The sequence below is a fragment of the Pseudomonas antarctica genome, from assembly GCF_001647715.1.
Taxonomy (GTDB): domain Bacteria; phylum Pseudomonadota; class Gammaproteobacteria; order Pseudomonadales; family Pseudomonadaceae; genus Aquipseudomonas; species Aquipseudomonas antarctica_A.
Map to the genome: position 1 here is coordinate 2,637,417 of NZ_CP015600.1, position 25,513 is coordinate 2,662,929.

Here is a 25,513-nt window from a genome sequence, read left to right on the forward strand (position 1 = left end):
CGGAAGCCTCTCCAGGCCCCCGGCTGCGCCCGCGATTTTTTTTCAGGGCGCCCAGCACACCCGATCCAAGCGGCAGCTGAAAACGGACTTTCTCCTCAACCGTGACTTATCAGGCAGGTTACCCCCATGCAGTTCAGCGAATTATTGGCAGCGATTTCCACCCATGCGATCCGTCTGCAACTGGAAGAGGGCGACCTGATCATCCTGGGCGACGACGAAGCGCTGGATGACGCGCTGTGGGACCAACTGATTGCCCACAAACCCCGCCTGCTTGAGTGGGTGGCCGAGCATGGCGGTGACTGGCTGAGCCCGGCCTACCGCATTACCCCGGACATGCTGCCCCTGGTCAGCCTCGACCAACCGGCCATCGACCGTATCGTCGCCGCCATCCCCGGCGGTGCGGCGAATGTGCAGGACATCTACCCCTTGGCGCCGCTCCAGGAGGGCATGCTTTACCACCATCTCTCGGCGGAGCAGGGCGATCCCTACGTGCTGCACGCGCAGTTTGTATTCGACAACCGCGCGCGTTTGGATGCGTTTGCGCAAGCGCTGCAATGGGTCATTGACCGCCACGATATCCTGCGCACGTCGATGGCCTGGGAGCGCCTCGACGAGCCGCTGCAAGTGGTGTGGCGCAAGGCAACCCTGGCCTGCGAAGAAGCGCACATGAACGGCGGTGATGCTTTGGCCCAGTTGCTGGCGCGCTACGATGCACGCACTTACCGCATGGACCTGGGCCAGGCGCCGTTGCTGCGCCTGGTGTTTGCCGACGACCCGGCCAACCAGCGTGTGGTGGCGATGCTGCTGTTTCACCACACCATCCTCGACCACACTGCGCTCGACGTGGTGCGCCATGAAATCCAGTTGTACCTGGCCGGTCAGCAAGCCCACGCCGCCGAGCCGGTGGCGTTTCGCAGCTACATCGCCCAAGTGCGCCACGGCGTCAGCGAGCAGGCGCATGAGGCGTTCTTCCGCGAGATGCTGGCGGATATCGATGCGCCGACCTTGCCGTTCGGGCTGCAGGATGTGCGGGGCGACGGGCAGGGTATTGATGAGGCGCGCCTTCTCGTCGACAGCGCCGTGAGCCGTCGCCTGCGCACCTTGGCGCGACCGCTTGGCGTGAGCGTGGCTAGCATGATGCACGTGGCCCTGGCGCGCGTATTGGGTGTGGTCTCAGGTAGCGAGTCGGTGGTGTTCGGCACGGTGATGCTCGGCCGCATGGGCGCTGGCGAGGGCGGTGAGCGGGCCTTGGGCATGTTCATCAACACCTTGCCACTGCGCGTGGATGTGGGCGCGCACGCTGTGCGTGCCGAGGTCAAGGCCACCCATGCGCGCCTCACCGCCTTGCTCAATCACGAACATGCCTCCCTGGCACTGGCCCAGCGTTGCAGTGGTGTGGCGGCTCCGACGCCGCTGTTCAGCGCAATGCTCAACTACCGCCACAGCGCCGCCACCGATATGGCCGCGGTGATCGAGGTTGCCGAAGGCATTCAGGTGCTGGGCGCCGAAGAGCGCACCAACTACCCGCTGACGGTCAACGTGGATGACCTGGGTGAAGACGTTGCGTTAACGGTAATGGTGGATGCGTCCATCGGTGCGCAACGCGTTGCCGGTTACCTGCATACCGCGCTGGAAAGCCTGGCCGATGCCCTGGAGCAGCGACCGGATCAACTGCTGAGCGGCCTGAATATCCTGCCCGATGCCGAGCGTCACCACCTGCTGCACAGCCTCAACCAAAGCCCCGCGCACTACACCGACACCGCGCTGATCCACCACCAGGTCGAAACCCACGCCGCCGCCCAGCCCGACGCTATTGCCTTGCGCTTCGAACACCTGCGCCTCACCTACCGCCAACTCAATGAACGCGCCAACCAGGTCGCCCACCGCCTGCTGGCCCAAGGCATTCGCCCGGATGGCCGTGTGGCGATCTGCGTGGAGCGCGGCCCGGAAATGATCATCGGCCTGCTGGGCATCCTCAAGGCGGGCGCCGGTTATGTCCCGATCGACCCGGCTTACCCGCTGGAGCGCATCGCCTACACCCTGGCTGACAGCGAACCCTTGGCGGTGCTGGTGCAAGCCAACACTCGCCATTTGGTCGGCGACCGGCTGTCGATTGACCTCGACAGCGTGCGCGGTGAGTCCATCGTCAACCCGCGGGTCAACCTCAGCCCGGCCAACCTGGCCTATGTGATCTACACCTCAGGTTCCACCGGTTTGCCCAAAGGCGTGATGATCGAGCACCGCCAGGTGGCGCGGTTGTTCACGGCCACCGAGCAGTGGTTCGGTTTCAACCCTAACGATGTGTGGGCGCTGTTCCATTCCTTCGCGTTCGACTTCTCCGTGTGGGAAATCTGGGGCGCGCTGATGCACGGCGGCCAGTTGCTGATCGTGCCGCAACTGGTCAGCCGCTCGCCGGATGAGTGCTACACGCTGCTCTGCGAAGCGGGCGTGAGCATCCTCAACCAGACGCCCAGCGCCTTCCGGCAACTGATCGCCGCGCAGGGCAACAGCCTTCAGTCGCATTCCTGTCGCCAGGTGATTTTCGGCGGCGAAGCGCTGGAACCCGGCATGCTCAAGCCGTGGTACAGCCGCTCAATCAACGCCGGAACGCAACTGGTCAACATGTACGGCATCACTGAAACCACCGTGCACGTCACTTATCGCGCGCTGGAGGCGGCGGATGCGCAGTTGGTCGGCGTGAGCCCGATTGGCGTGCGTATTCCCGACCTGCAGCTCTACGTGCTGGACGAGCATCGCGAGCCGCTGCCGTTTGGCGTGGTCGGCGAGTTGTACGTCGGCGGCGCTGGTGTGGCGCGCGGTTACCTCAACCGTGATGCGCTTAACGCCGAGCGCTTCCTGGCCGACCCGGCCACCGGCCTGCGCATGTACAAGACCGGCGACCTCGGCCGCCTGTTGGCCGATGGCAGCGTCGACTACCTGGGCCGTAACGATGACCAGGTAAAGATCCGCGGTTTCCGTATCGAACTGGGTGAAATCGAAGCACGCCTGGCCACCGCCAACGGCGTGCGTGACGCTGTGGTGATCGCCCGTGAGGACGAGCCGGGTAACAAACGCCTGGTAGCCTATGTGATTGCCGAGCACGAAGTCAGCGCCGCCGAACTGCGCGACCACCTGCTGCTGAGCCTGGCCGAATACATGGTGCCCAGCGCCTTCGTGCTGCTGGATAAGTTCCCGCTGACCACCAACGGCAAGCTCGACCGCAAGGCCTTGCCCGCACCGGATGCCGATGCATTGGCGCGGCGTGACTATGCCGCCCCGCAAGGTGCGATTGAAACCGCCATCGCCGGTATCTGGCAGGAGCTGTTGAAGCTCGACAAGGTGGGCCGCGACGACAACTTCTTTGAACTCGGCGGCCACTCGCTGCTGGCGGTCAAGTTGATCGAGCGCATGCGCCAGATGGACTTGAGCGCTGATGTGCGCGTGCTGTTCGGTCAACCCACGCTGTCTGCACTGGCGGGCGCGGTGGGCGGGCAGCGGGACGTACAGGTGCCGGTCAATCTGATCGCGCCAACGAGCGCACACATCACCCCTGACATGTTGCCGTTAGTGGCGCTGGACCAGGCCGCTATCGACCATATCCTGCGCACCGTGCCCGGTGGCATCGCCAACGTGCAGGACATCTACGGCCTGGCGCCGTTGCAGGCCGGTATTCTTTATCACCACCTGGCAACCACCGAGGGCGACCCCTACGTGTTGCAGGTGCAATTCAGCTTTGCCGACCAAACAGCGCTGGATGCGTTTGTCCGTGCGTTGCACAGCGTCATAGAACGCAACGACATCCTGCGCACCGGCATTCTCTGGGAAGGCCTGGATGAACCGGTACAAGTGGTCTTGCGCCAGGCGCCGCTGGCGGTTGAGCGCATCGACGTACAGGGTGTTGATGCCCTGGCGCAGCTGCAACAACGCTTCGACCCACGCCACTATCGCCTCGACCTGTCCCGCGCCTCGCTGATGCATTTTGGTTACGCCCAGCAGCAGGATGGCTTCGTCGGCATTCTGCTGCTGCACCATATCCTGATCGATCACACCGCCTTGCACGTGCTGGTGGAAGAAATGAGCGCAAGCCTGGCCGGTCGCAGCGCGCAACTGCCGGACGCGGTGCAGTACCGTAACTACGTGGCCCAGGCGCGACTGGGTACTACGCAGGCGCAACATGAAGCCTTCTTCAGCGACATGCTCGGCGATATCGACGAGCCGACGCTGGCCTTCGGTTTGCAGGATGTCAATGGCGACGGCAGCGGTATCGTCAACGCTCACCTGCCGCTGGACCCGGCCCTCAGCCAAGGCCTGCGCGAACAGGCGCGGCAACTGGGCGTCAGCACCGCCAGCCTGGTGCACCTGGCCTGGGCCCAGGTGTTGGCGCAAGTTTCCGGCCAGCAAGACGTGGTGTTCGGCACCGTGCTGCTCGGCCGTATGCAAGGCGGCGAGGGCGCCGACCGTGCGCTGGGAATGTTCATCAACACCTTGCCGCTGCGGGTCAGCCTCGGCGCGACCAGTGTACAAGCCGGCGTACGCGCCACCCACGCACGCCTGGCGCAGTTGCTGGGGCATGAGCACGCCTCGCTGTCACTGGCCCAGCGTTGCAGTGGCGTGCCGGGTTCATTGCCGTTGTTCAGCACGCTGCTCAACTACCGCCACAGCGCGGCCGGGGACGCGCCGGGAGAGAGCCCGTTCGCCACCTCCGGTATCGAAATTCTCAGTTCCGAAGAACGCAGCAATTACCCGCTGGTGCTGAACGTCGATGACCTCGGCACAGGGTTTGCGCTCACCGTACAAGGCGTGGCCACACTGGATGTGCAGCGCGTGGGCGACTATATGCTCACCGCGTTGGCCCACCTGGTGACCGCGCTGCAACAAGCGCCGACCACGCCATTGCAGGCGGTGTCGATTTTACCCGCAGCCGAACGCCACCAAGTGCTGGTGGGTTTCAATGCCACCGCCCGCGAATACCCGTCGCAGCTCACCGTGCACCAACTGTTCGAAGCCCAGGCGCTGGCCCGTCCCGAAGCCGTGGCGGCGGTGCATGGTGCGTTGTCCTTGAGTTATCGCGACCTCAACCGCCGGGCCAATCGACTGGCCCATCACCTGATCAACCAGGGCGTGCAACCGGGCGAAAGTGTCGCGATTGCGCTGCCACGCTCCCTGGATTTGCTGGTCTGCCAACTGGCGGTCCTCAAGTGCGCGGCGGTGTATGTGCCGCTGGATGTCAACGCCCCGGTCGAGCGCCAGGCCTTCATGGTGCAGGACAGCGGTGCGCGCCACGTGCTGAATGCCCTGGCCGACCTGAACCTGGATGCGCTGTCACCGCGCAATCCCGACCTGGTCCAGTCGTCGCACAGCGTGGCGTACATCATGTACACCTCCGGCTCCACCGGCGCACCGAAAGGCGTGCAAGTGCCACACTGCGCGGTCTCGCGCCTGGTGCTCAACAACGGCTACGCCGATTTCAACGAGCGCGACCGTGTGGCCTTCGCTTCCAACCCGGCCTTCGACGCCAGCACCCTCGACGTGTGGGCGCCGTTGCTCAATGGCGGTTGCGTGGTGGTGGTCGAGCATGCGGTGCTGTTGTCCCAAGCGGCGTTTGCCTCGCTGTTGCAGGAACAAGCGGTCAGCGTGCTGTGGATGACCGCGGGCCTGTTCCATCAATACGCTGATGCGTTGCTGCCGGTGTTCCGTCAGTTGCGTTACTTGATTGTCGGCGGCGATGTGCTTGACCCGCTGGTGATCGGCCGTGTGCTCAAACACGGCAAACCCCAACACCTGTTGAACGGCTATGGGCCGACCGAAGCCACCACGTTCTCCACCACGTTTGAGATCAGTGCGGCGGGCGCGGGCGGCGTCCCGATTGGACGGCCGATTGCGAATGCTCAGGCCTACGTGCTGGATGCGCGCCAGCAACCGCTGCCGCTGGGCGTGGTCGGCGAGCTGTATATCGGCGGTGCGGGCGTGGCCAAGGGGTACTTGAACCAGCCGCAACTGACCGCCGAAAAATTCATTCCGAACCCCTTCGGTGAAGGCCAGCTTTACCGCACCGGCGACCTGGCCTGCTGGCAGGCCGACGGTAACTTGCTGTACCAGGGGCGCAATGACCTGCAAGTGAAGATCCGCGGTTTCCGTATCGAACCCGGTGAAATCGAGAGCTGCCTGGCCGCCATCCCTGGCGTCAAGGATGCGGTGGTAATGGCCCGCGAAGACGAGCCTGGCGATAAACGCCTGGTGGCCTACTACACCGCCCAGGCACCGTTGGAAATCGAAGCGCTGCGCGCCCACGTGCAAGGCCGGTTGCCGGACTACATGGTGCCGTCAGCCTATGTCTGGCTGGAACTGTTGCCGCTGACCGCCAACGGCAAACTCGACCGCAAGGGCCTGCCAGTGCCGGGTCAGAGTGCGTTGCTCAGCCGTGGCTATGAGGCGCCGGAAGGTGCGCTGGAAACCCTGCTGGCGCAGATCTGGCAGGACGTGCTCAAGCTGGAGCGCGTCGGGCGCCATGATCATTTCTTCGAACTGGGTGGGCATTCGTTGCTCGCGGTCAGCCTGATCGAACGCATGCGCCAGGTCGGCCTGAGTGCCGATGTGCGCGTGCTGTTCAGCCAACCCAGCCTCGCGGCCTTGGCGGCGGCGGTTGGCAGCGGGCGCGAGATCGTGGTGCCGGCCAATGGCATTCCATCGGGCTGCACGCGTATCACCCCGGTGATGTTGACGCTGCTGGACATTGACCAAAGCGCTATCGAGCGTATCGTCGCCACTGTTCCTGGCGGCGCGGCCAATGTGCAGGATATCTACCCGCTGGCGCCGTTGCAGGAAGGCATTCTGTATCACCACATCAGCGCCGAGCAGGGCGACCCGTACCTGCTGCAATCGCGCATGGCGTTTGACAGCCTTGAGCGCCTGCACGGCTTTATGGGCGCGCTGCAACAGGTCGTGGCGCGTCACGACATCCTGCGCACCGGCGTGGTCTGGGAAGGCCTGGACAGCCCGGTGCAAGTGGTCTGGCGCGAAGCACAGTTGACGGTTCAGGAAGTCGCCCTGGACCCGGCCGACGGCGGCATCATTGAACAATTGCATGCGCGCTTTGACGCCCGTCATTACCGTCTGGACATCACCCAGGCGCCGCTGCTGCGCATGGTCTACGCCCACGACCCGGCGAATAATCGGGTCGCCGCCATCCTGTTGTTCCACCACCTGGCGCTCGACCATACCGCCATGGAAGTGGTTGGCCAGGAGATGCGTGCGTTTCTGTTCAATCAGGCGGATGCCTTGCCGGTGGCGGCGCCGTTCCGCAATTACGTAGCCCAGGCGCGCCTGGGGGTCAGCGTGGCCGAGCATGAGCAGTTCTTCCGCGACATGCTCGCCGATGTCGATGAGCCGACCCTGCCGTTTGGCGTGCAGGATGTGCAGGGTGACGGCCGTGATATCGAAGAGGCCGAGCAGCCCCTGGACGCGGGGTTGGCGTTGCGGGTGCGTGAGCAGGCGCGTGTGTCGGGCGTCAGTGCGGCCAGCCTGATGCACCTTGCCTGGGCTCAAGTGTTGGGGTGGGTGTCGGGGCGCGACGACGTGGTGTTCGGCACCGTATTGATGGGCCGCCTGCAGGCCGGCGATGGCGCGGACCGCGCGTTGGGTATGTTTATCAACACCTTGCCGCTGCGTGTTGATGTGGCGGGCGGCGCCGCGAGTGCGCTCAAGGCAACCCATTCACGCTTGAGCGCTTTGCTGGGGCACGAACATGCGTCCCTGGCGCTGGCTCAGCGTTGCAGCGGCGTCCCGGCCGCCGTCCCGCTGTTCAGCGCCTTGCTCAACTACCGGCATAGCACCCCCGACGAAATGGCCCGCGGCGGCCACGGTATTTGGGAAGGCGTGCAACTGCTGGGCGGAGAAGAGCGCAGCAACTACCCGCTGACCCTCAGCGTCGATGACCTCGGTGCAGGCTTTGGCTTGACCGTACTGGCGTTGCCGCAGATCGGCGCCCAGCGCCTGTGTGGTTACATGCATAGCGCCGTGGAGCAGTTGGTCACGGCACTGGAGCAGGCACCGAACACCGCACTGAATCAGTTGCAGATGCTGCGGCCGGCAGAACGCGACACCCTGCTGCGTGAGTTCAACGCCACCGCCGCCGATTTCCCTACGGGTCAGACCGTGCAGGGTGCCTTCGAAGCCCAGGTCGAACGCCAGCCCCACGCGATTGCCGTGCAGCAAGACGGCGAATCCCTGACCTATCAGCAGCTCAACCAACGCGCCAACCAGTTGGCCCATCACCTGCTGGCGCTGGGCGTACAGCCGGATGATCGGGTAGCGATCTGCTGCCGTCGTGGCCCGCAGATGTTGGTCGGGCTGCTGGGCATTCTTAAAGCCGGCGCCGGTTATGTGCCCATCGACCCGGCGTATCCCGCCGAGCGTATCGCTTACCTGTTGCAGGACAGTGCGCCGGTGGCGGTGCTGGCCGAAGCCAGCACCCGCGATTTGTTAGGCGCAGTCGCCAGCCTGGACCTGTTTGACGACAGTCGGCAACACCTTGCCGTGAGCAATCCTCAGCTCGCCGGCCTGACTGCGGCCCATTTGGCCTACGTGATCTACACCTCGGGCTCCACCGGCCAACCCAAAGGCGTGATGGTCGAACACCGCACCGTGGAAAACCTGGTGCACTGGCACTGCGAAGCCTTCGGCCTGGATGCGCGCAGCCACACCAGCAGCGTCGCCGGTGCAGGGTTCGATGCCATGGCCTGGGAGGTCTGGCCCGCGCTGTGTTCAGGTGCAACGCTGCACTTGCCGCCGGCCAATGTCGGGAATGAAAACATCGACGAATTGCTCGCCTGGTGGCTGGCGCAGCCGCTGGACGTGAGCTTCCTGCCGACGCCGGTGGCCGAATACGCGTTCAGCCAGAACCTGCTACACCCAACCCTGCGCATTCTGCTGATCGGCGGCGACCGCCTGCGCCAGTTCACTCAAGAGCGGCGCTTTGCCGTGATCAACAACTACGGGCCGACCGAAGCCACGGTGGTCGCCACCTCTGGGCGTGTGCGCGCCGGGCAGGCGCTGCATATCGGCCGGCCGGTCGCCAATGCCAGCGCGTACTTGCTCGATGCACAACGGCGCCTGGTGCCGGTGGGCGTGGCCGGCGAGTTGTATGTGGGCGGCAGCGGCGTGGCGCGGGGTTATTTGAACCGCCCGGACTTGACCGCCGAACGCTTCCTGCAAGACCCGTTCAACCCAGGGCGCATGTACCGCACCGGCGACCTGGCGCGCTGGTTGCCCGATGGCAATATCGAGTACCTGGGCCGTAATGATGACCAGGTCAAAGTGCGCGGCGTGCGTGTCGAACTGGGCGAAATCGAAAGCCGCCTGGCTGCACTGGACGGCATTGGCGAAGCCGTGGTGTTGGTGCGCGAGGGCCGTCTGATCGCCTGGTTCACCGAACAATACCCGCTGGCGATTAACACTCTGCGCGCGCACCTGCGCGATCAGCTCCCCGACGCGCTGGTGCCGGCAGCCTACGTCAAGCTCGACGCGCTGCCCCTGACCGCCAACGGCAAACTGGACCGCAAGGCTCTGCCGCAACCCGATCAAGCGGCGTTGCTGAGCCGCGACTATGAGGCACCTCAAGGTGAGGTGGAAACCACCCTCGCGCGTATCTGGGCCGAGGTGTTGCAGGTCGAGCAAGTCGGCCGTCACGACCACTTCTTCGAACTGGGTGGCCATTCGCTGCTGGCCGTCAGCCTGATCGAGCGCATGCGCCAGGTCGGCCTCAGCGCTGATGTGCGCGTGCTGTTCAGCCAGCCAACGCTCGCTGCCCTGGCCGCCGCCGTGGGCAGTGGTCGCGAAGTGCAGGTACCGGCCAACCGCATCGCCGCCGACTGCCAACGCATCACCCCGGACATGCTCGCGCTGGTGACACTCGACCAATCGACGATTGATCAGGTGGTCGCCTGCGTCCCCGGTGGCGCCGCCAATGTGCAAGACATCTACCCGCTGGCGCCGTTGCAGGAAGGCATTCTTTATCACTACATCACCGCCGAGCAGGGCGACCCGTACCTGCTGCAATCGCACCTGGCTTTCGACAGTGTGGAGCGCCTGAATGCCTTTGCCCAGGCGCTGCAAAAGGTCATCGACCGTCATGACATCCTGCGCACCGGTGTGGTGTGGGAGGGCTTGGCGCAACCGCTGCAAGTGGTGTGGCGCAAGGCCGAGCTGAGCGTGCAGGCGCTGCACTTGCAAGGCGATGTACTGGCCGGTCTGCACGAGCGTTTCGATGCGCGGCGCTACCGCCTGGATATCAGCCAGGCGCCACTGATCCGCCTGATGTATGCCGATGACCCGGCCAACGCGCGTGTCGTGGTGGTGCTGCTCTATCACCATATCGCCCTCGACCACACCGCATTCGACGTGGTGCTGCGCGAAATGCAGGGCTATCTGCTCGGTCACCCGGCCCCCACGGCGGCGCCGATGCCGTACCGCAATTATGTGGCCCAGGCGCGTTTGGGCGTCAGCGAACAGGAACACGAACGCTTCTTTCGCGAGATGCTCGGTGATGTGGACGAACCCACCTTGCCGTTCGGCTTGCAGGATGTGCGCGGCGACGGCAGCGAAATCGAAGAACACTGCCTGCGCCTGGACAGCGACCTCAACCGCCGCCTGCGCGCCCAGGCCCGTTTGCTCGGCGTGAGCACGGCGAGCCTGTTCCATCTGGCCTGGGGCCAAGTGCTGGCGGTTACGTCAGGGCGTCACAGCGTGGTATTCGGCACGGTGTTGGTTGGCCGCATGCAAGGCGGCGAGGGCGCTGACCGGGCGCTGGGGGTCTTTATCAATACCTTGCCGCTGCGCCTGGAAATCGACGCGCAAGGTGCCCGCGTTGCGGTGCGTGCGACCCACGCCCGACTCACCGCGTTGCTGGGGCATGAGCATGCATCGCTGGCGCTGGCGCAGCGTTGCAGCGGGGTGGCGGCACCGGCGCCGCTGTTCAGCTCGATGCTCAACTACCGCCATCGCGGCGCCGCGACTCAATCGGCAGACGCGCAACAGGCCTGGGAAGGCATGCAAACCCTGGTCAACGACGGGCGCACCAACTACCCGCTGACCTTGAACGTGGATGACCTGGGCGATGGCTACGAGGTCACCGCCCTGGCGCAAATCGACGCGCAACGGGTGTGTGGCTATATGCAAATAGCCTTGGCCGGGCTGGTCGAAGCCCTGGAGCAGGCGCCGCATCAGCCGCTCAATCGCTTGCCGATTCTAGGCCATGACGAGCGGCAAAAACTGCTGGTCGAATTCAACTCAACGGAGGTGAACTACAACCTCGAGCAGACCCTGCACGGCCTGTTCGAAGCCCAGGTCGAGCGCACGCCGGACGCCATCGCGGTCAAAACCGGTGACCTGCACCTGACCTATCAGGCGCTCAACGCACGTGCCAACCGCCTCGCCCATCACCTGCGCGAGCGGGGCGTGCAGCCGGATTCGCGCGTGGGTATCTGCGTCGAGCGGAGCCTGGACATGGTCATCGGCCTGTTTGCCATCCTCAAGGCCGGTGGCGGTTATGTACCACTCGACCCGGCGTACCCAGCGGAGCGTATTGCCTACATGCTGCAAGACAGCGCGCCCGTGGTGGTGCTGGCGCAGGGCGCAACCGTTGAGTTGCTCGGCGACGTGCCGGTACTCGACCTGGACCAGGACACCTGGCAACACCAGTCCGCTGCCAACCCCCACGTGCCGGGCCTCACCGCCCAGCATCAGGCCTACGTGATCTATACCTCCGGTTCCACCGGCCAACCCAAGGGCGTGATCAACGAGCATGCTGGCGTGGTCAACCGCCTGCTGTGGATGCAGGACGCGTACGGCCTCAAAGCCCATGACGCAGTGCTGCAGAAAACCCCCTTCAGTTTCGACGTGTCGGTGTGGGAGTTCTTCTGGCCGCTGTTTACCGGCGCACGCCTGGTGATGGCGCGTCCGGGTGGCCACAAGGAACCGGCGTACCTGTGCGAAGTGATCGCAGCGGAGCACATCACCACGCTGCACTTTGTGCCGTCGATGCTCGATGTGTTCCTGGCCCACGGCGATGTGAGCCAGGCCGCCGGGCTGGTGCGCGTGATGTGCAGCGGTGAAGCCTTGCCGGGCAGCCTGGTGCGGCGCTTCAAGCAACAACTGCCGGGGATCGGCCTGTACAACCTGTATGGCCCGACCGAAGCGGCCGTTGATGTGACGGCCTGGAACTGTGCACGCCCCGACGTGCCGGACAACACGCCCATCGGCAAGCCGATTGCCAACACGCGCATGTACCTGCTGGATGCACAGTTGCAACCGGTGCCGTTGGGGGTGGTCGGCGAGCTGTTTATCGGTGGCGTGCAAGTGGCGCGCGGCTACTTGAATCGGCCTGAGCTGACCGCCGAACGCTTCCTCAAAGACCCCTTCACGGGCGGCCGTATGTACCGCACCGGTGACGTCGGCCGCTACTTGCCCGACGGCAATATCGAGTACCTGGGCCGCAACGATGACCAGGTGAAGATCCGCGGTTTGCGCATCGAACTGGGCGAAATCCAGGCGCGGCTGCTGGAGCATCCGCAGGTCAAGGAAGCTGCGGTGGTGGCCCGCGAAGATCGCCTGGTGGCTTACTACACCGGTGTGCCGGCCGACATCGAACACCTGCGCGCCCACCTGTTGCTTCAGTTGCCGGACTTTATGGTGCCCGCGCTGTTCGTGCACCTTGACGCGTTGCCCCTGAGCCCCAACGGCAAGCTCGACCGCAAGGCCTTGCCCGCGCCTGGCATGGAGGCGCTGATCGTGCGTGAGTACGCGGCGCCGCAAGGTGACACCGAGATACTCCTCGCGCAGCTGTGGGCGGAACTGCTCAAGGTGGAGCGGGTAGGGCGCCATGACAACTTCTTTGAACTGGGCGGGCATTCGCTGCTCGCCGTGAGCTTGATCGGACGCCTGCGCCAGGAAGGCATGGAAGCCGATGTGCGGGCGTTGTTTGAACAGCCGACCCTTGCCGGCTACGCCGCCATAACCGAACGAATGGAGATCGTCCTGTGAGTATTCTTGAGCTGTTGGCGACGCTGAAAACCAAGGACATCCAACTGGCGCTCAAGGGCGAGCAGTTGTCGGTGCAAGGCAATAAACAAGCGCTGAGCGACCCGGCGATCCTTGCCGCGTTGCGTGAACACAAACCCGCGCTGATCGCGTTGATCCAGGCCGGGGAGTATTCGGCGAGCAAGGCCGGTGAAGTCGAAGTGCCGGCCAATGCTATCCCGGCGGGTGCCGAGCGCATCACACCCGCCATGCTGACCTTGTCGACGCTGAGCCAGGACGAGATCGACCGTATCGTCTCGACCGTCGAGGGTGGCGTGGCGAATATCCAGGATATCTACCCGCTCGCGCCCTTGCAGGAAGGCATTCTGTTCCACCACGTCAGCGCCGAACAGGGTGACCCGTATGTGATGCAATCGCAGTTTGCGTTCGACAACCTGGCGCGCTTCGAGGCATTTGCCCAGGCCCTGCAAACCGTCATGGACCGCCACGACATCCTGCGTACCGGCGTGGTCTGGGACGGCTTGCAGGAACCCTCGCAAGTGGTGTGGCGCCAGGCGCGCCTGCCGGTGCAGGCCCTTCAACTGAACCCTGCCGATGGCGACATCGCCGCGCAACTGCACGCGCTGTTCGACGCCCGCCACTACCGACTCGACGTCACGCAGGCGCCGCTGCTGCGCCTGGTTCGTGCCGAAGACCCGCTGAATCAGCGCATCGTTGCCACCTTGCTGTTCCACCATATGGCCCTCGACCACAGCGCCCTCGAAGTGGTGTGCCACGAACTGCAGGCGTGCTTGCTGGGGCAGGGCGCAGCGCTGGGCCAGGCCGTGCCGTTTCGCAACTATGTGGCCCAGGCGCGACTGGGCATCAGCGAGCAGGAACACGAAGGTTTCTTCCGCCAGATGCTCGGCGATATCAGCGAGCCGACCTTACCGTTTGGTTTACAGGATGTGCAGGGCGATGCCCGGGGCATTGCCGAAGTCAGCCTGCCATTGGCGCCGGCGTTGGGGCAGCGCTTGCGCGCGCAAGCCCGGCAACTCGGGGTGAGTGCCGCCAGCCTGTTCCACATGGGCTGGGCTCAGGTGTTGGGGGTACTGGCCGGCAAAGAACAGGTGGTATTCGGCACCGTCCTGATGGGCCGCATGCAAGGCAGCCATGACACCGATCGGGCGCTGGGGATTTTCATCAACACACTGCCGTTTCGCGTGGACGTGGATGGCCAGGACGTGCGCACCGGGGTCAAGGCCACCCACGCACGGCTGACCACCTTGCTGCGCCATGAGCACGCCGCGTTGGCGCTGGCCCAGCGTTGCAGCGGGGTGGTGGCGCCGACGCCGCTGTTCAGTGCCCTGCTCAATTACCGTCACAGTGCGCCGGCGGCCGGTAACGCGGCGGTATCGGCCTGGCAAGGGATCGTCGCGCTCAGCGCCGAAGAACGCACCAACTACCCGCTGACGTTGAGTGTGGATGACCTCGGCGACGGCTTCGGCTTGAGCCTGCTCGCCAGCACCTTGGTCGACCCGCAGCGCGTCTGCGCCTACCTGCAAACCGCCCTGGAAAACCTGGTGACCGCGCTGGAGCAAGCGCCGCATACGACGCTTAACCTCGTGTCGGTGGTGCCTGCCGCCGAGCAACAACAACTGCTGGAGCAGTTCAACGCCACTCAGGCCCACTTCCCGCAGGGCACCACATTGCACGGGCGTATCGAAGCCCAGGCCGCCCGCACGCCCGAGGCCATCGCAGCGGTGCACCAGGGCCGCCAACTGACTTACGCCGAGCTGAATCAGCAAGCCAACCTGCTGGCCCATCACCTGCTGGCGCTGGGCGTCAAACCGGACGATCGCGTGGCCATCGTCGCCCGTCGTGGCCTGGACACCCTGGCCGGGTTGCTGGCGATCCTCAAGGCCGGAGCCTGCTATGTGCCGGTCGACCCGTCACACCCGGCCGAGCGTTTGAACTACCTGTTGACCGACAGCGCCCCGGTGGCGGTGCTGACCCAGCACGCACTGCTGGAACGCCTGCCCGCCCTTGAAGTGCCGGTGATCAACCTGGACCGCTTCACCTGGCAGCACCATTCGGCCGGCAACCCCAAGGCCGCCGCGACCCCGTCGAACCTCGCCTATGTGATCTATACCTCCGGCTCCACCGGCCTGCCCAAAGGCGTGATGGTCGAACACCACGCGGTGGCCAATCTGGTGGACTGGCACTGCCGTGCCTTTGACCTGTGTGCCGGGCGCCACACTGCCAGCGTCGCCGGTTTCGGCTTTGATGCGATGGCCTGGGAAGTGTGGCCGGCGCTGTGTGTCGGCGCGACCTTGCACCTGCCGCCCGCCAATGACGGGGCGCAAGACATCGACGCCTTGCTGGCCTGGTGGTGCGCGCAGCCGCTGGACGTGTGCTTCCTGCCCACGCCGGTGGCCGAGTACGCGTTCAGCCAACAGATTGAACACCCCACGCTGCGCACCTTGCTGATTGGCGGCGATCGCCTGCGCCAGTTCGCGCGTGCCCAGCGTTTCGAGTTGATCAACAACTACGGGCCCACCGAGGCCACGGTGGTTGCCACTTCCGGCAAGGTCGAGGTTGGCCAGCCGTTGCATATCGGCAAACCTGTCGCGAATGCCACGGTGTACCTGCTGGACGAACAACAACGGCCGGTGCCGTTGGGGGTAGCCGGTGAGCTGTATGTGGGCGGCAAGGGCGTGGCGCGCGGTTATTTGAATCGCCCGGAACTGACGGCCGAACGTTTCCTGCAAGACCCGTTCAATGCGGGCCGCATGTACCGTACCGGCGACCTGGCGCGCTGGTTGCCGGACGGCACTATTGAGTACCTGGGGCGCAATGATGATCAGGTGAAAATCCGTGGCGTGCGCATCGAGTTGGGCGAGATCGAAACCCAGCTCAACCAATTGCCCGGGATTCAGGAGGCCGTGGTGCTGGTCCGTGAGGATCGACTGGTGGCTTACTTCACTGAAAATGCTCAGCTCGACCCGCTGGCCATCGATGATATCCGCGCCCATCTGGTGGCGCACCTGCCGGACTACATGGTGCCGGTTGCCTATGTGAAGCTTGACGCGCTGCCCCTGACCGCCAACGGCAAACTCGACCGCAAAGCCCTGCCGGCGCCCGATAGGGCGGCCGTGTTTACCCGCGAATACGAGTCGCCCGAGGGCGAGATCGAAAGCGTGCTCGCCCAGATCTGGGCAGATGTGCTGCACGTAGCGCGTGTCGGGCGCCGCGATCACTTTTTTGAGCTGGGCGGGCACTCGCTGCTGGCGATGCGCATGGTGTCGCAAGTGCGCCAGCGCCTGGGGGTTGAGCTGAACCTCGGCGACTTGTTTGCCAATGCCGAACTGGCGGCGGTCGCCGAGGTGCTGGCCCGCTCGGGTCGCAGCACGTTGCCGGACATCCTCCCGGCCAACCGTGATGAAGCTGTGCCGCTGTCCTTCGCCCAGCAGCGCCTGTGGTTTCTGGCGCTGATGGAAGGTGCCAACACGGCCTACAACATTCCTATCGGCTTGCGTTTGCGTGGGCAGTTGCATGTCGAGGCCTTGCAACGGGCGCTGGCGCGTATCGTCGCGCGCCACGAAACCCTGCGCAGTCGTTTTGCCCAGCACGGCGACGACGCCCATGTGCTGATCGTGCCCGCCGAAGACGTGCTGCCCTTGCAAGTGCAGGACCTGCGCCGTCACCCGCAACCCCAACAGGCGCTGGATGCGTTGATCCGCGGCGAGGCCTCGGCGCCGTTTGACCTGGAGCGCGGCCCGTTGCTGCGCGGGCGACTGGTGGTGATGGCGGACGAGCACCATGTGCTGTTGCTGACCTTGCACCATATCGTCTCCGATGGCTGGTCGATGGGCGTGCTGACCCGCGAACTGATGGCGCTGTATCAAGCCTTCAGTCACGGCCGGCCCGACCCGTTGCCGCCGTTGCCGATTCAGTACGGCGACTTTGCCGTGTGGCAGCGCTTGTGGCTCAGTGGTGAAGTGCTGCAGCGCCAAAGCAGTTATTGGCAGCAAGCCCTGGCCGGTGCGCCGGCCTTGCTCACGCTGCCCACCGACCGCCCACGCCCGGCGCAGCAGGACTATGCCGGCAGCAGCGTCGAAGTGCGCCTGGATGAACGCCTCACCGCCGGGCTCAAGGCCTTGAGCCAACGCCACGGCACCACGCTGTACATGACCTTGATGACCGCCTGGGCCTCGCTGTTGGCGCGGCTGTCCGGGCAATACGATCTGGTGATCGGCTCGCCGGTTGCCAACCGCAACCGCAGCGAAATCGAAGGGTTGATCGGCCTGTTCGTCAACACCCTGGCGGTGCGCATCGACACGTCGGGCGAGTTGAGCACCGAGGCGTTGCTGGCGCGGGTCAAGGCGCTCACGCTGCAAGCCCAGGCCCATCAGGACTTGCCGTTCGAACAGGTGGTGGAAATCACCCGGCCGGTGCGCAGCCTGGCCCATAGCCCGGTGTTCCAGACGCTGCTGACCTGGCAGGACAGCAGCGCGCCGATCCTCGCGCTGGGTGATCTGGCCCTGGAAGGTATCGTCGAGAACAGCCACTTTGCCAAGTTCGACCTGTCGCTGAACCTCGGCGAAGTGCAGGGCAGCATTCTCGGTGCGCTGGAGTATGCGGTGGCACTGTTTGATGAATCGACCGTGCAGCGTTATGTCGGCTACTTCACCCGCGTGCTGCAGGCCATGGTCGATAACGACCAGGCGGTGCTGGAGCATGTGCCGCTGGTGGGTGAACGTGAGCGGCAGCATTTACTGTTCGATTTCAACGCCACCGCCGTCAGTTACAACCTTGAGCAGACCTTGCACGGGATGTTCGAAGCGCAGGTGGCGCGCACGCCGGACGCGATGGCGATCAAGGCGGGCCAGCAGCACCTGACCTATGCCGAGCTGAACGCGCAGGCCAATCAGTTGGCCCATCACCTGCGGGCGCTGGGCGTGCAGCCGGATTCGCGCGTGGCGATCTGCGTCGAGCGGGGCCTGGAGATGGTCATCGGCTTGTATGCGATTCTCAAGGCTGGCGCGGCGTATGTGCCGCTGGACCCGGCCTATCCACACGAACGCATTACCTACATGTTGCAGGACAGCGCACCGGCAGTGGTCCTGGCCCAAGGCGCTACGCGTGGGTTGCTGGGCGAGGTCGCGGTGGTCGACCTGGACCAGCCGACCTGGCAGCATCAACCGGTCGACAACCTCGGCGTTCAGGGCGTGAGCGCCTATGTGATTTACACCTCCGGCTCCACCGGCCAGCCCAAAGGCGTGATCAACGACCATACGGGTGTGGTCAACCGCCTGCTGTGGATGCAGGACGCCTATGGGCTCACGGCGCAGGACACGGTGCTGCAGAAAACCCCCTTCAGTTTTGACGTGTCGGTGTGGGAGTTCTTCTGGCCGCTGTTTACCGGAGCACGGTTGGTGATGGCGCGCCCGGGCGGGCATAAAGACCCGGTTTACCTGTGCGAAGTGATTGCGGCCGAACACATCACCACCTTGCATTTCGTCCCCTCAATGCTCGATGTGTTCCTCGCCCACGGCGATGTGACTCAGGCCGCCGGGCTGGTACGCGTGATGTGCAGCGGTGAAGCCTTGCCGGGCAGCCTGGTGCGACGGTTTAAACAACAGCTTCCAGGCAGCGCGCTGCATAACCTGTATGGCCCGACCGAAGCCGCTGTGGATGTGACGGCGTGGAACTGCGCAGGCGCGGTGACGCCGGACAATACGCCCATCGGCAAACCCATCGCCAATACACGCATGTATGTGCTCGATAGCCAGTTGCAGCCGGTGCCGTTGGGCGTGGTGGGCGAGTTGTTCATTGGTGGCGTGCAAGTGGCGCGGGGCTATCTGAACCGGCCGGAGCTGACCGCCGAGCGTTTCCTCGACGACCCGTTTACCCACGGCCGGATGTACCGCACCGGCGACGTCGGCCGCTACCTGGCCGACGGCACTCTCGAGTACCTGGGGCGCAATGATGACCAGGTGAAGATCCGTGGTTTGCGTATTGAACTGGGCGAAATCCAGGCGCGGCTGCTGGAGCATCCTCAGGTCAACGAAGCCGCCGTGGTGGCCCGCGAAGAGCGGCTGGTCGCCTATTACACCGGCACTCACAGCGACATCGACGATTTGCGCAGCCATCTGCTGCAGCACTTGCCTGAGTTCATGGTGCCGGCGATTTTCGTGCACATGGATGGGCTGCCGCTGAGCCCCAACGGCAAGCTCGACCGCAAGGCCCTGCCGGCGCCGGGCCTGGATTCGGTGGTGGTGCGCGAGTACGAAGCGCCGCAAGGCGATACGGAAATCAGCCTGGCCAGCCTGTGGGCCGAGTTGCTCAATGTGGAACGCGTGGGCCGTCACGACAACTTCTTTGAACTGGGCGGGCACTCATTGCTGGCGGTCAGCCTGATGGGCAGGATGCGCCGCCTCGGGTTGTCGGCGGATGTGAAAGTGCTGTTTGGTCAGCCGACACTGGCCGCCTTGGCTGCGGCGCTGGGTGGCGGTCGCGAAGTCGCGGTGCCGGCCAATCGCATTGCCGCTGATTGCGCCCATATCACGCCGGACATGCTCGCGCTGATCGCGTTGGACCAGGCCGCCATCGAGCGCATTGTCGCCGGCATCCCCGGCGGTGCGGCGAATGTGCAGGACATCTACCCGCTGGCACCGTTGCAGGCGGGCATTCTTTATCACCATCGCGCGGTGCTCGACGGTGATGCTTATCTGCTGCAGGCGCAGTTTGCCTTTGACAGTCCGCTGCGCCTGCAAGCCTTTGCCCGGGCGTTGCAGGCGGTGATCCAGCGACATGACATCCTGCGTTCGTCCTTCCATTGGGACGGTCTGGAAGAGCCGGTGCAGGTGGTTTGGCGTGAGGCCTCGTTAAGCGTCGAAACAGGCCCGTTGCCGCAGCGCCTGGACCTGGCCCAAGCCCCCTTGATGCGCCTGGTGTATACACAGGAGTCGCAACGAGTGGTCGCCACGTTGCTTTTCCATCACTTGGTGATGGACCACATTGCGCTGGAAATCCTGCAGCATGAAATGCAGGCGTTTCTGTTGGGGCAAGAGAAAGAACTGGGCGCGGCGGTGCCGTATCGCAACTATGTGGCCCAGACTCGCTTGGGGCTTGATGATCACGAGGCCTTCTTTCGCGAGATGCTGGGTGAGATCGACGAGCCAACCGAGGTCGCAAACCTGGGCGCCGATGAAAAGGTTCAGCGGGCAATTGAGCCTCAATTGAGCCAGCGCCTGCGTGCCCAGGCGCGCCAATCGGGTGTCAGCGCCGCCAGCCTGATGCATATGGCCTGGGCCCATGTACTGGGCAAAGTCAGCGGCCGCGAACAGGTAGTGTTTGGCACGGTGATGCTCGGTCGCCTGCAAGGGGGCGAAGGCGCCGAACGGGCCATGGGCGTGTTTATCAACACCTTGCCGTTGCGGGTCGACCTGGGCCAACACTCAGTGCGTACGGCGCTGCGTGCAACCCATGCACGGCTGACCCAACTGCTCAGCCATGAACATGCGCCGCTGGCGCTGGCCCAACGTTGCAGTAAGGTGCCGGTGGCGACGCCGTTGTTCAGCGTGCTGTTCAACTACCGTCACAGCGCGCCGCAAGCCGGTGGCGTGGCGGCGGCATGGCAGGGCATTCAGTTGCTCAAGGCCGAGGAACATACCAGTTACGGGCTGTCGGTGAGCGTGGATGACCTGGGCGATGGCTTCCGCTTTGAAGCCATGGGGCCGGGCGCCCGACGTTTGTGTGACTACCTGCACACTGCACTTGAACAGGTGGTGGAGGCGCTGGAGCACAATCGCGAAATCGCCATCGGCTGCCTGCCAATCCTGCCGGCCGCTGAGCGCCAACAGCTGGCGGACTTCAACGCTACCGCCCGGGCGTTCCCCCGCGAACACACGGTGCAGCGCCTGTTCGAAGCCCAGGCCCAGGCACGACCGGATGCCTTGGCGGCGTTGCACGGCGAGCAAGTGCTCGGTTACGGCGAACTGAACACTCGCGCCAACCGCCTGGCTCATCACTTATTGAGCCTGGGCGTGCGTCCTGCCGATAACGTGGCGATCCTGCTACCGCGCTCTTTGGACCTGCTGGTCAGCCAACTGGCGATCCTCAAGTGCGCCGCTGCCTATGTGCCGCTGGACATCAACGCGCCCGCCGAACGCCAGGGCTTTATAGTGCAGGACAGCGGCGCGACCTGGGTCATTACCCGCAGCGATGCCGCCATCGAGTACCCGGCCCGGCGCCTTGACCTGGACACCCTGGCGCTTGACCCTCAACCGAGCCACAACCCGGACCTGTCGCAGGCCTCGGACAGCGTGGCGTACATCATGTACACCTCCGGTTCCACCGGTACGCCGAAGGGGGTGTTGGTGCCCCATCGCGGCATCACGCGCCTGGTGCTTAACAACGGCTACGCCGACTTCAATGCCGCCGACCGCGTGGCGTTTGCCTCCAACCCGGCGTTCGACGCCAGCACCATGGACGTGTGGGGCCCGCTGCTGAACGGCGGCCAGGTGCAGGTGATCGACCACGCGACGTTGCTCGAGCCGGCGGCTTTCGGCCGGGCGTTGAGCGGGGCGACGGTGCTCTTCGTCACCACGGCGCTGTTCAACCAGTACGTGCAGATGATTCCCGAGGCGCTGGCCGGCTTGCGCGTGCTGTTGTGCGGTGGCGAACGTGCCGACCCGGCGGCGTTCCGCACCCTGCTGGCCCGCGCGCCCGCCTTGCGCCTGGTGCATTGCTATGGGCCGACGGAGACCACCACCTACGCCTGCACTTATGAAGTGCGCGCTGTCGCGGATGACGCTGAAAGTGTGCCGGTGGGGCGGCCGATTTCCAACACGCAAATCCATGTGCTGGATGCGCAATTGCAGGCGGTGCCGCTGGGTGTGACCGGTGAAATTTGCATCGGTGGTGACGGTGTGGCCAAGGGGTACTTGAACCGGCCGGAGCTGACGGCGGAAAAGTTTGTCGATGACCCGTTCAACGCGGGCGCCTTGATGTACCGCACCGGCGACCTTGGCCGCTGGACGGCGGATGGCCTGCTGGAATGTATCGGGCGCAATGACGACCAAGTGAAAATCCGCGGCTTTCGCATCGAACTGGGTGAAATCGAAGCACGCCTGGCGAGCTTTGCGAGCATCCAGGACGTGGTGGTGCTGGCGCGTGAGGACGTGCCGGGTGACAAGCGCCTGGTGGCGTATTTCACCTGGGCGGCCGCGCCTGTTGGCATCGACAACGTGCGTGCGCACCTTCATGGCCAGTTGCCGGACTACATGCTGCCGTCGGCCTATGTGCCGCTGGCGCATTTGCCGCTGACAGCCAATGGCAAGGTCGATCGCAAGGCCTTGCCTTTGCCAGCCTTGGACGCCTTTACCCACCGCGATTTTGAAGCGCCTGCCGATGCGTTGGAAGACACCCTCGCACAGCTCTGGGCCGGTGTCTTGAAGCTGGAACAGGTTGGGCGACACGACAGTTTCTTTGAACTGGGCGGGCATTCATTGCTGGCGATTCGACTGGTCAACCTGATGGATGAAGCCGGCCTGCAGGTGTCTCTGGCCGAGTTGTTCCAGCACGCCAGCGTCGCCAGCGTGGCCGCAATGCTGCGCCAGCGCACGGATGAACCGGTGGTGCGTGACAGTGCATTGATAACGGTGCGCAGCAGCGGCTCGCAGCCGCCGCTGTTCCTGATCCACGAATTCAGCGGCATGGACGTGTACTTCCCGGCACTGGGCCAACACTTGCCCGGTGATTATCCGATCTATGGCCTGGCGGGCCTGGCACTCGGTGAGGCGCACCTGAACACCATGGAAGGCCTGGCGGCCCGCCTGGTCGGCCTGATACGCAGCGTTCAGCCCCATGGGCCTTACCGTGTGGCGGGCTGGTCGTTCGGCGGCGTGCTGGCGTATGAAGTGGCGATGCAATTGCTGGGGCTGGATGAAGCGGTTGAGTTCCTCGGTTTGATCGACAGTTACGTGCCGCGCATGACCGACCAGGGCAAGGCGCGCTGGAGCGGGCCGGATGCCCTGAAGCGGCATTTGTTGTTGCAGTGCACAGCGTATTGGAAAGCACAGGGAGGTGTGGATGAGCTGGCGAGCCTTGAACAGTTGGAGGCGGGCATTGGACAGCTGGACTTTGCGGCTCTGCTGCAACGCTGTCGCGATGAAGGTTTGCTATACGCGCAAATGGCAGCGGCTACGGACGCGGACCTCTTGAGCTTTATCGAGCGGGAAGTGGGGCATGGGCATGCGCTGGCGCATTACAGCGTGTTTGCGTTGCCGGTTCCGGTGCAGCTCTTCAGCGCCATGGAGCGGCCCACCGAGTTGTCGCGGCGCAGTGTTTCGCTGGGCTGGGAGGATGCGTTGGCACCTGGGCAATTGCGCCGGATAGACGTGCCAGGGGACCACCAGAGCATGATGCAGGCGCCGCACATTCAGGCGTTGGGCCGTGCGATGAGCGAGGCGCTGGCGACAGGTTCGGCGGTGAAGGAAGGGGTGCATCAGCCGCTGTTGCGCATTCAGAGCGGGCGGGCGGGGTATGCGCCAGTGTTCTGCGTACCTGGGGCGGGGGACAGCGTCACCGGGTTTGTCGGATTGAGTGAAGCGCTGGGGCGCGACTGGCCGCTGTTCGGGTTGCAGCCACGAGGCTTGGATGGCGAGGCGGTGCCCCATAGCCAGGTGGAAGCGGCAGCCCAGTGTTATCTGACGGCGCTGGAGCAGGAGTGCCCGCGCGGGCCGGTGCATCTGGTCGGGCATTCGTTCGGCGGCTGGGTCGCGCTGGAGATGGCCGTGCGGTTGCAGGCGATGGGCCGAGAGGTGGCGTCGTTGACGGTGATCGACAGTGAGTCGCCGGGGGGCAATGGCGTGGTAGGGCGGCCGTATACGTCGACGGCGGCGTTGTTGCGGTTGATTGAAGCCATGCAGTTGTCCGCCGGAAAGTCCCTGGACATCGACCCTGTGGCGTTTGCCGGGCGCGATGAAGTGGCGCAGCGCCAGTGGCTTCACGCCGGGATGGTCGCGGTTGGTTTGTTGCCGGCGCGTGCCAGTGTGGACGCGATGGCGGGGCCCGCACGCACGTATGCCGCAGCCTTGCGCACGGTGTATCGACCGACTCAGCGCTACCACGGGGTTGTGCGATTGGTATTGGCGCAGGACCCGGCGCTGGATGCGGCGGGCAATCAACGGGAGCAGGGGTTAATGATCGACGGTTGGCGGCGTCAGGGCAGTGGCCTGGAGGTTTGGTATGGCGGCGGGAATCACTTCACGTTGCTCAAGGCCCCGAATGTTCACGGGCTTGCGCAGTGGTGGCTGGAAGGTGTGGTGATTGGGGAGGTGGTTTCGTGAAATTTCGTAAAACAGGCGTGTTCCTGGCAGTCGCCATCGCGGCCGGTCTGGTCGTCTACACGGTGCAAGCACCCGCCGATGCCCCGCAATACCTGACCGCTACGGCCGAACGGGGTGACATCGAAAACGCTGTATTGGCCACGGGGGTGCTGGAAGGCGTCAAGCAAGTGGATGTCGGCTCCCAGGTTTCCGGCCAATTGAAATCCCTCAAAGTCAAAGTCGGCGACAAGGTGAAAAAGGGCCAATGGCTTGCCGAAATCGACCCATTGATCCTGCAGAATACCCTGCGCAAAGCCCAGGTTGACGAGGAAAACCTGCAGGCCCAGCGCCGTGCCACGGCCGCTCAACTCAAACAGGCCAAGTCGGTTTACGAGCGCTATAAAGGCTTGCAGGTTGACGAGTCGGTCTCGCGCCAGGATTTCGAAGACGCCGAATCGACGTTCCAGGTGCAGCAGGCCAACCTGTTGTCCCTGGATGCGCAGATAAAAAGCGCGCATATCCAGATCGACACCGCCAAGGTCAACCTGGACTACACCCGTATCGTCGCGCCCATCGACGGCGATGTGGTGGGCATCGTCACCCAGGAAGGCCAGACCGTGATCGCCAGCCAACTGGCACCGGTGCTGCTCAAGCTGGCGGACCTGGACACCATGACCGTCAAGGCTCAAGTGTCCGAAGCGGATGTGATCCATATCAGCCCCGGCCAGCAGGTGTATTTCACTATCCTGGGTGAGGCCGACAAGCGCTATTACGCCAAGCTGCGCGGCACTGAGCCGGCGCCGCAGAACTTCCTCGAAACCCAGACGGCTGGCACACCCAAGCAAAACACCGCGGTGTTCTACAACGCGCTGTTCGACGTGCCCAACCCCGAACACCGCCTGCGCATCGCGATGACTGCGCAGGTACGCATCGTGCTCGACACCGCCCAGTCCGCATTGATGGTGCCGGTGGCGGCGCTCGGTGCGCGCAACGCCGATGGCAGTTACCCGCTGCGCGTGTTGGATGCCAAGGGCAAGGCGGTGTCGCGCAACGTGAAGACCGGGATCAATAACAACGTCAAAGTGCAGATTCTGGAGGGCCTGGCCGAGGGCGACAAAGTCGTGATCGGCGACGCAACGCCCGCTGTGGCGGGGAGCTGACGC

At 64.5% G+C, this 25,513-nt stretch carries 3 protein-coding genes; all 3 read left to right on the plus strand.

Annotation, left to right across the window (positions count from 1 at the left end; translation table 11 throughout):
- Positions 1 to 126 precede the first annotated feature (126 nt).
- From A7J50_RS12195 to macA, 3 genes are read left to right on the plus strand one after another with little or no spacing between them, the layout of a single operon-like run.
- Positions 127 to 13,038, plus strand: coding sequence for a non-ribosomal peptide synthetase (locus tag A7J50_RS12195; RefSeq protein ID WP_064452015.1), 12,912 nt, complete (start codon positions 127 to 129; stop codon positions 13,036 to 13,038).
- Positions 13,035 to 24,371, plus strand: a complete 11,337-nt coding sequence (locus A7J50_RS12200; protein WP_064452016.1) for a non-ribosomal peptide synthetase — start codon at positions 13,035 to 13,037, stop codon at positions 24,369 to 24,371. Before A7J50_RS12195 ends, A7J50_RS12200 begins: the two co-directional genes overlap by 4 nt.
- The gene (gene macA, locus A7J50_RS12205; RefSeq protein WP_208604455.1) at positions 24,368 to 25,510 is read left to right on the plus strand and encodes a macrolide transporter subunit MacA; all 1,143 of its coding nucleotides are present in this window, start codon (positions 24,368 to 24,370) and stop codon (positions 25,508 to 25,510) included. The genes A7J50_RS12200 and macA overlap by 4 nt, the downstream gene beginning before the upstream one ends.
- Positions 25,511 to 25,513 lie beyond the last annotated feature (3 nt).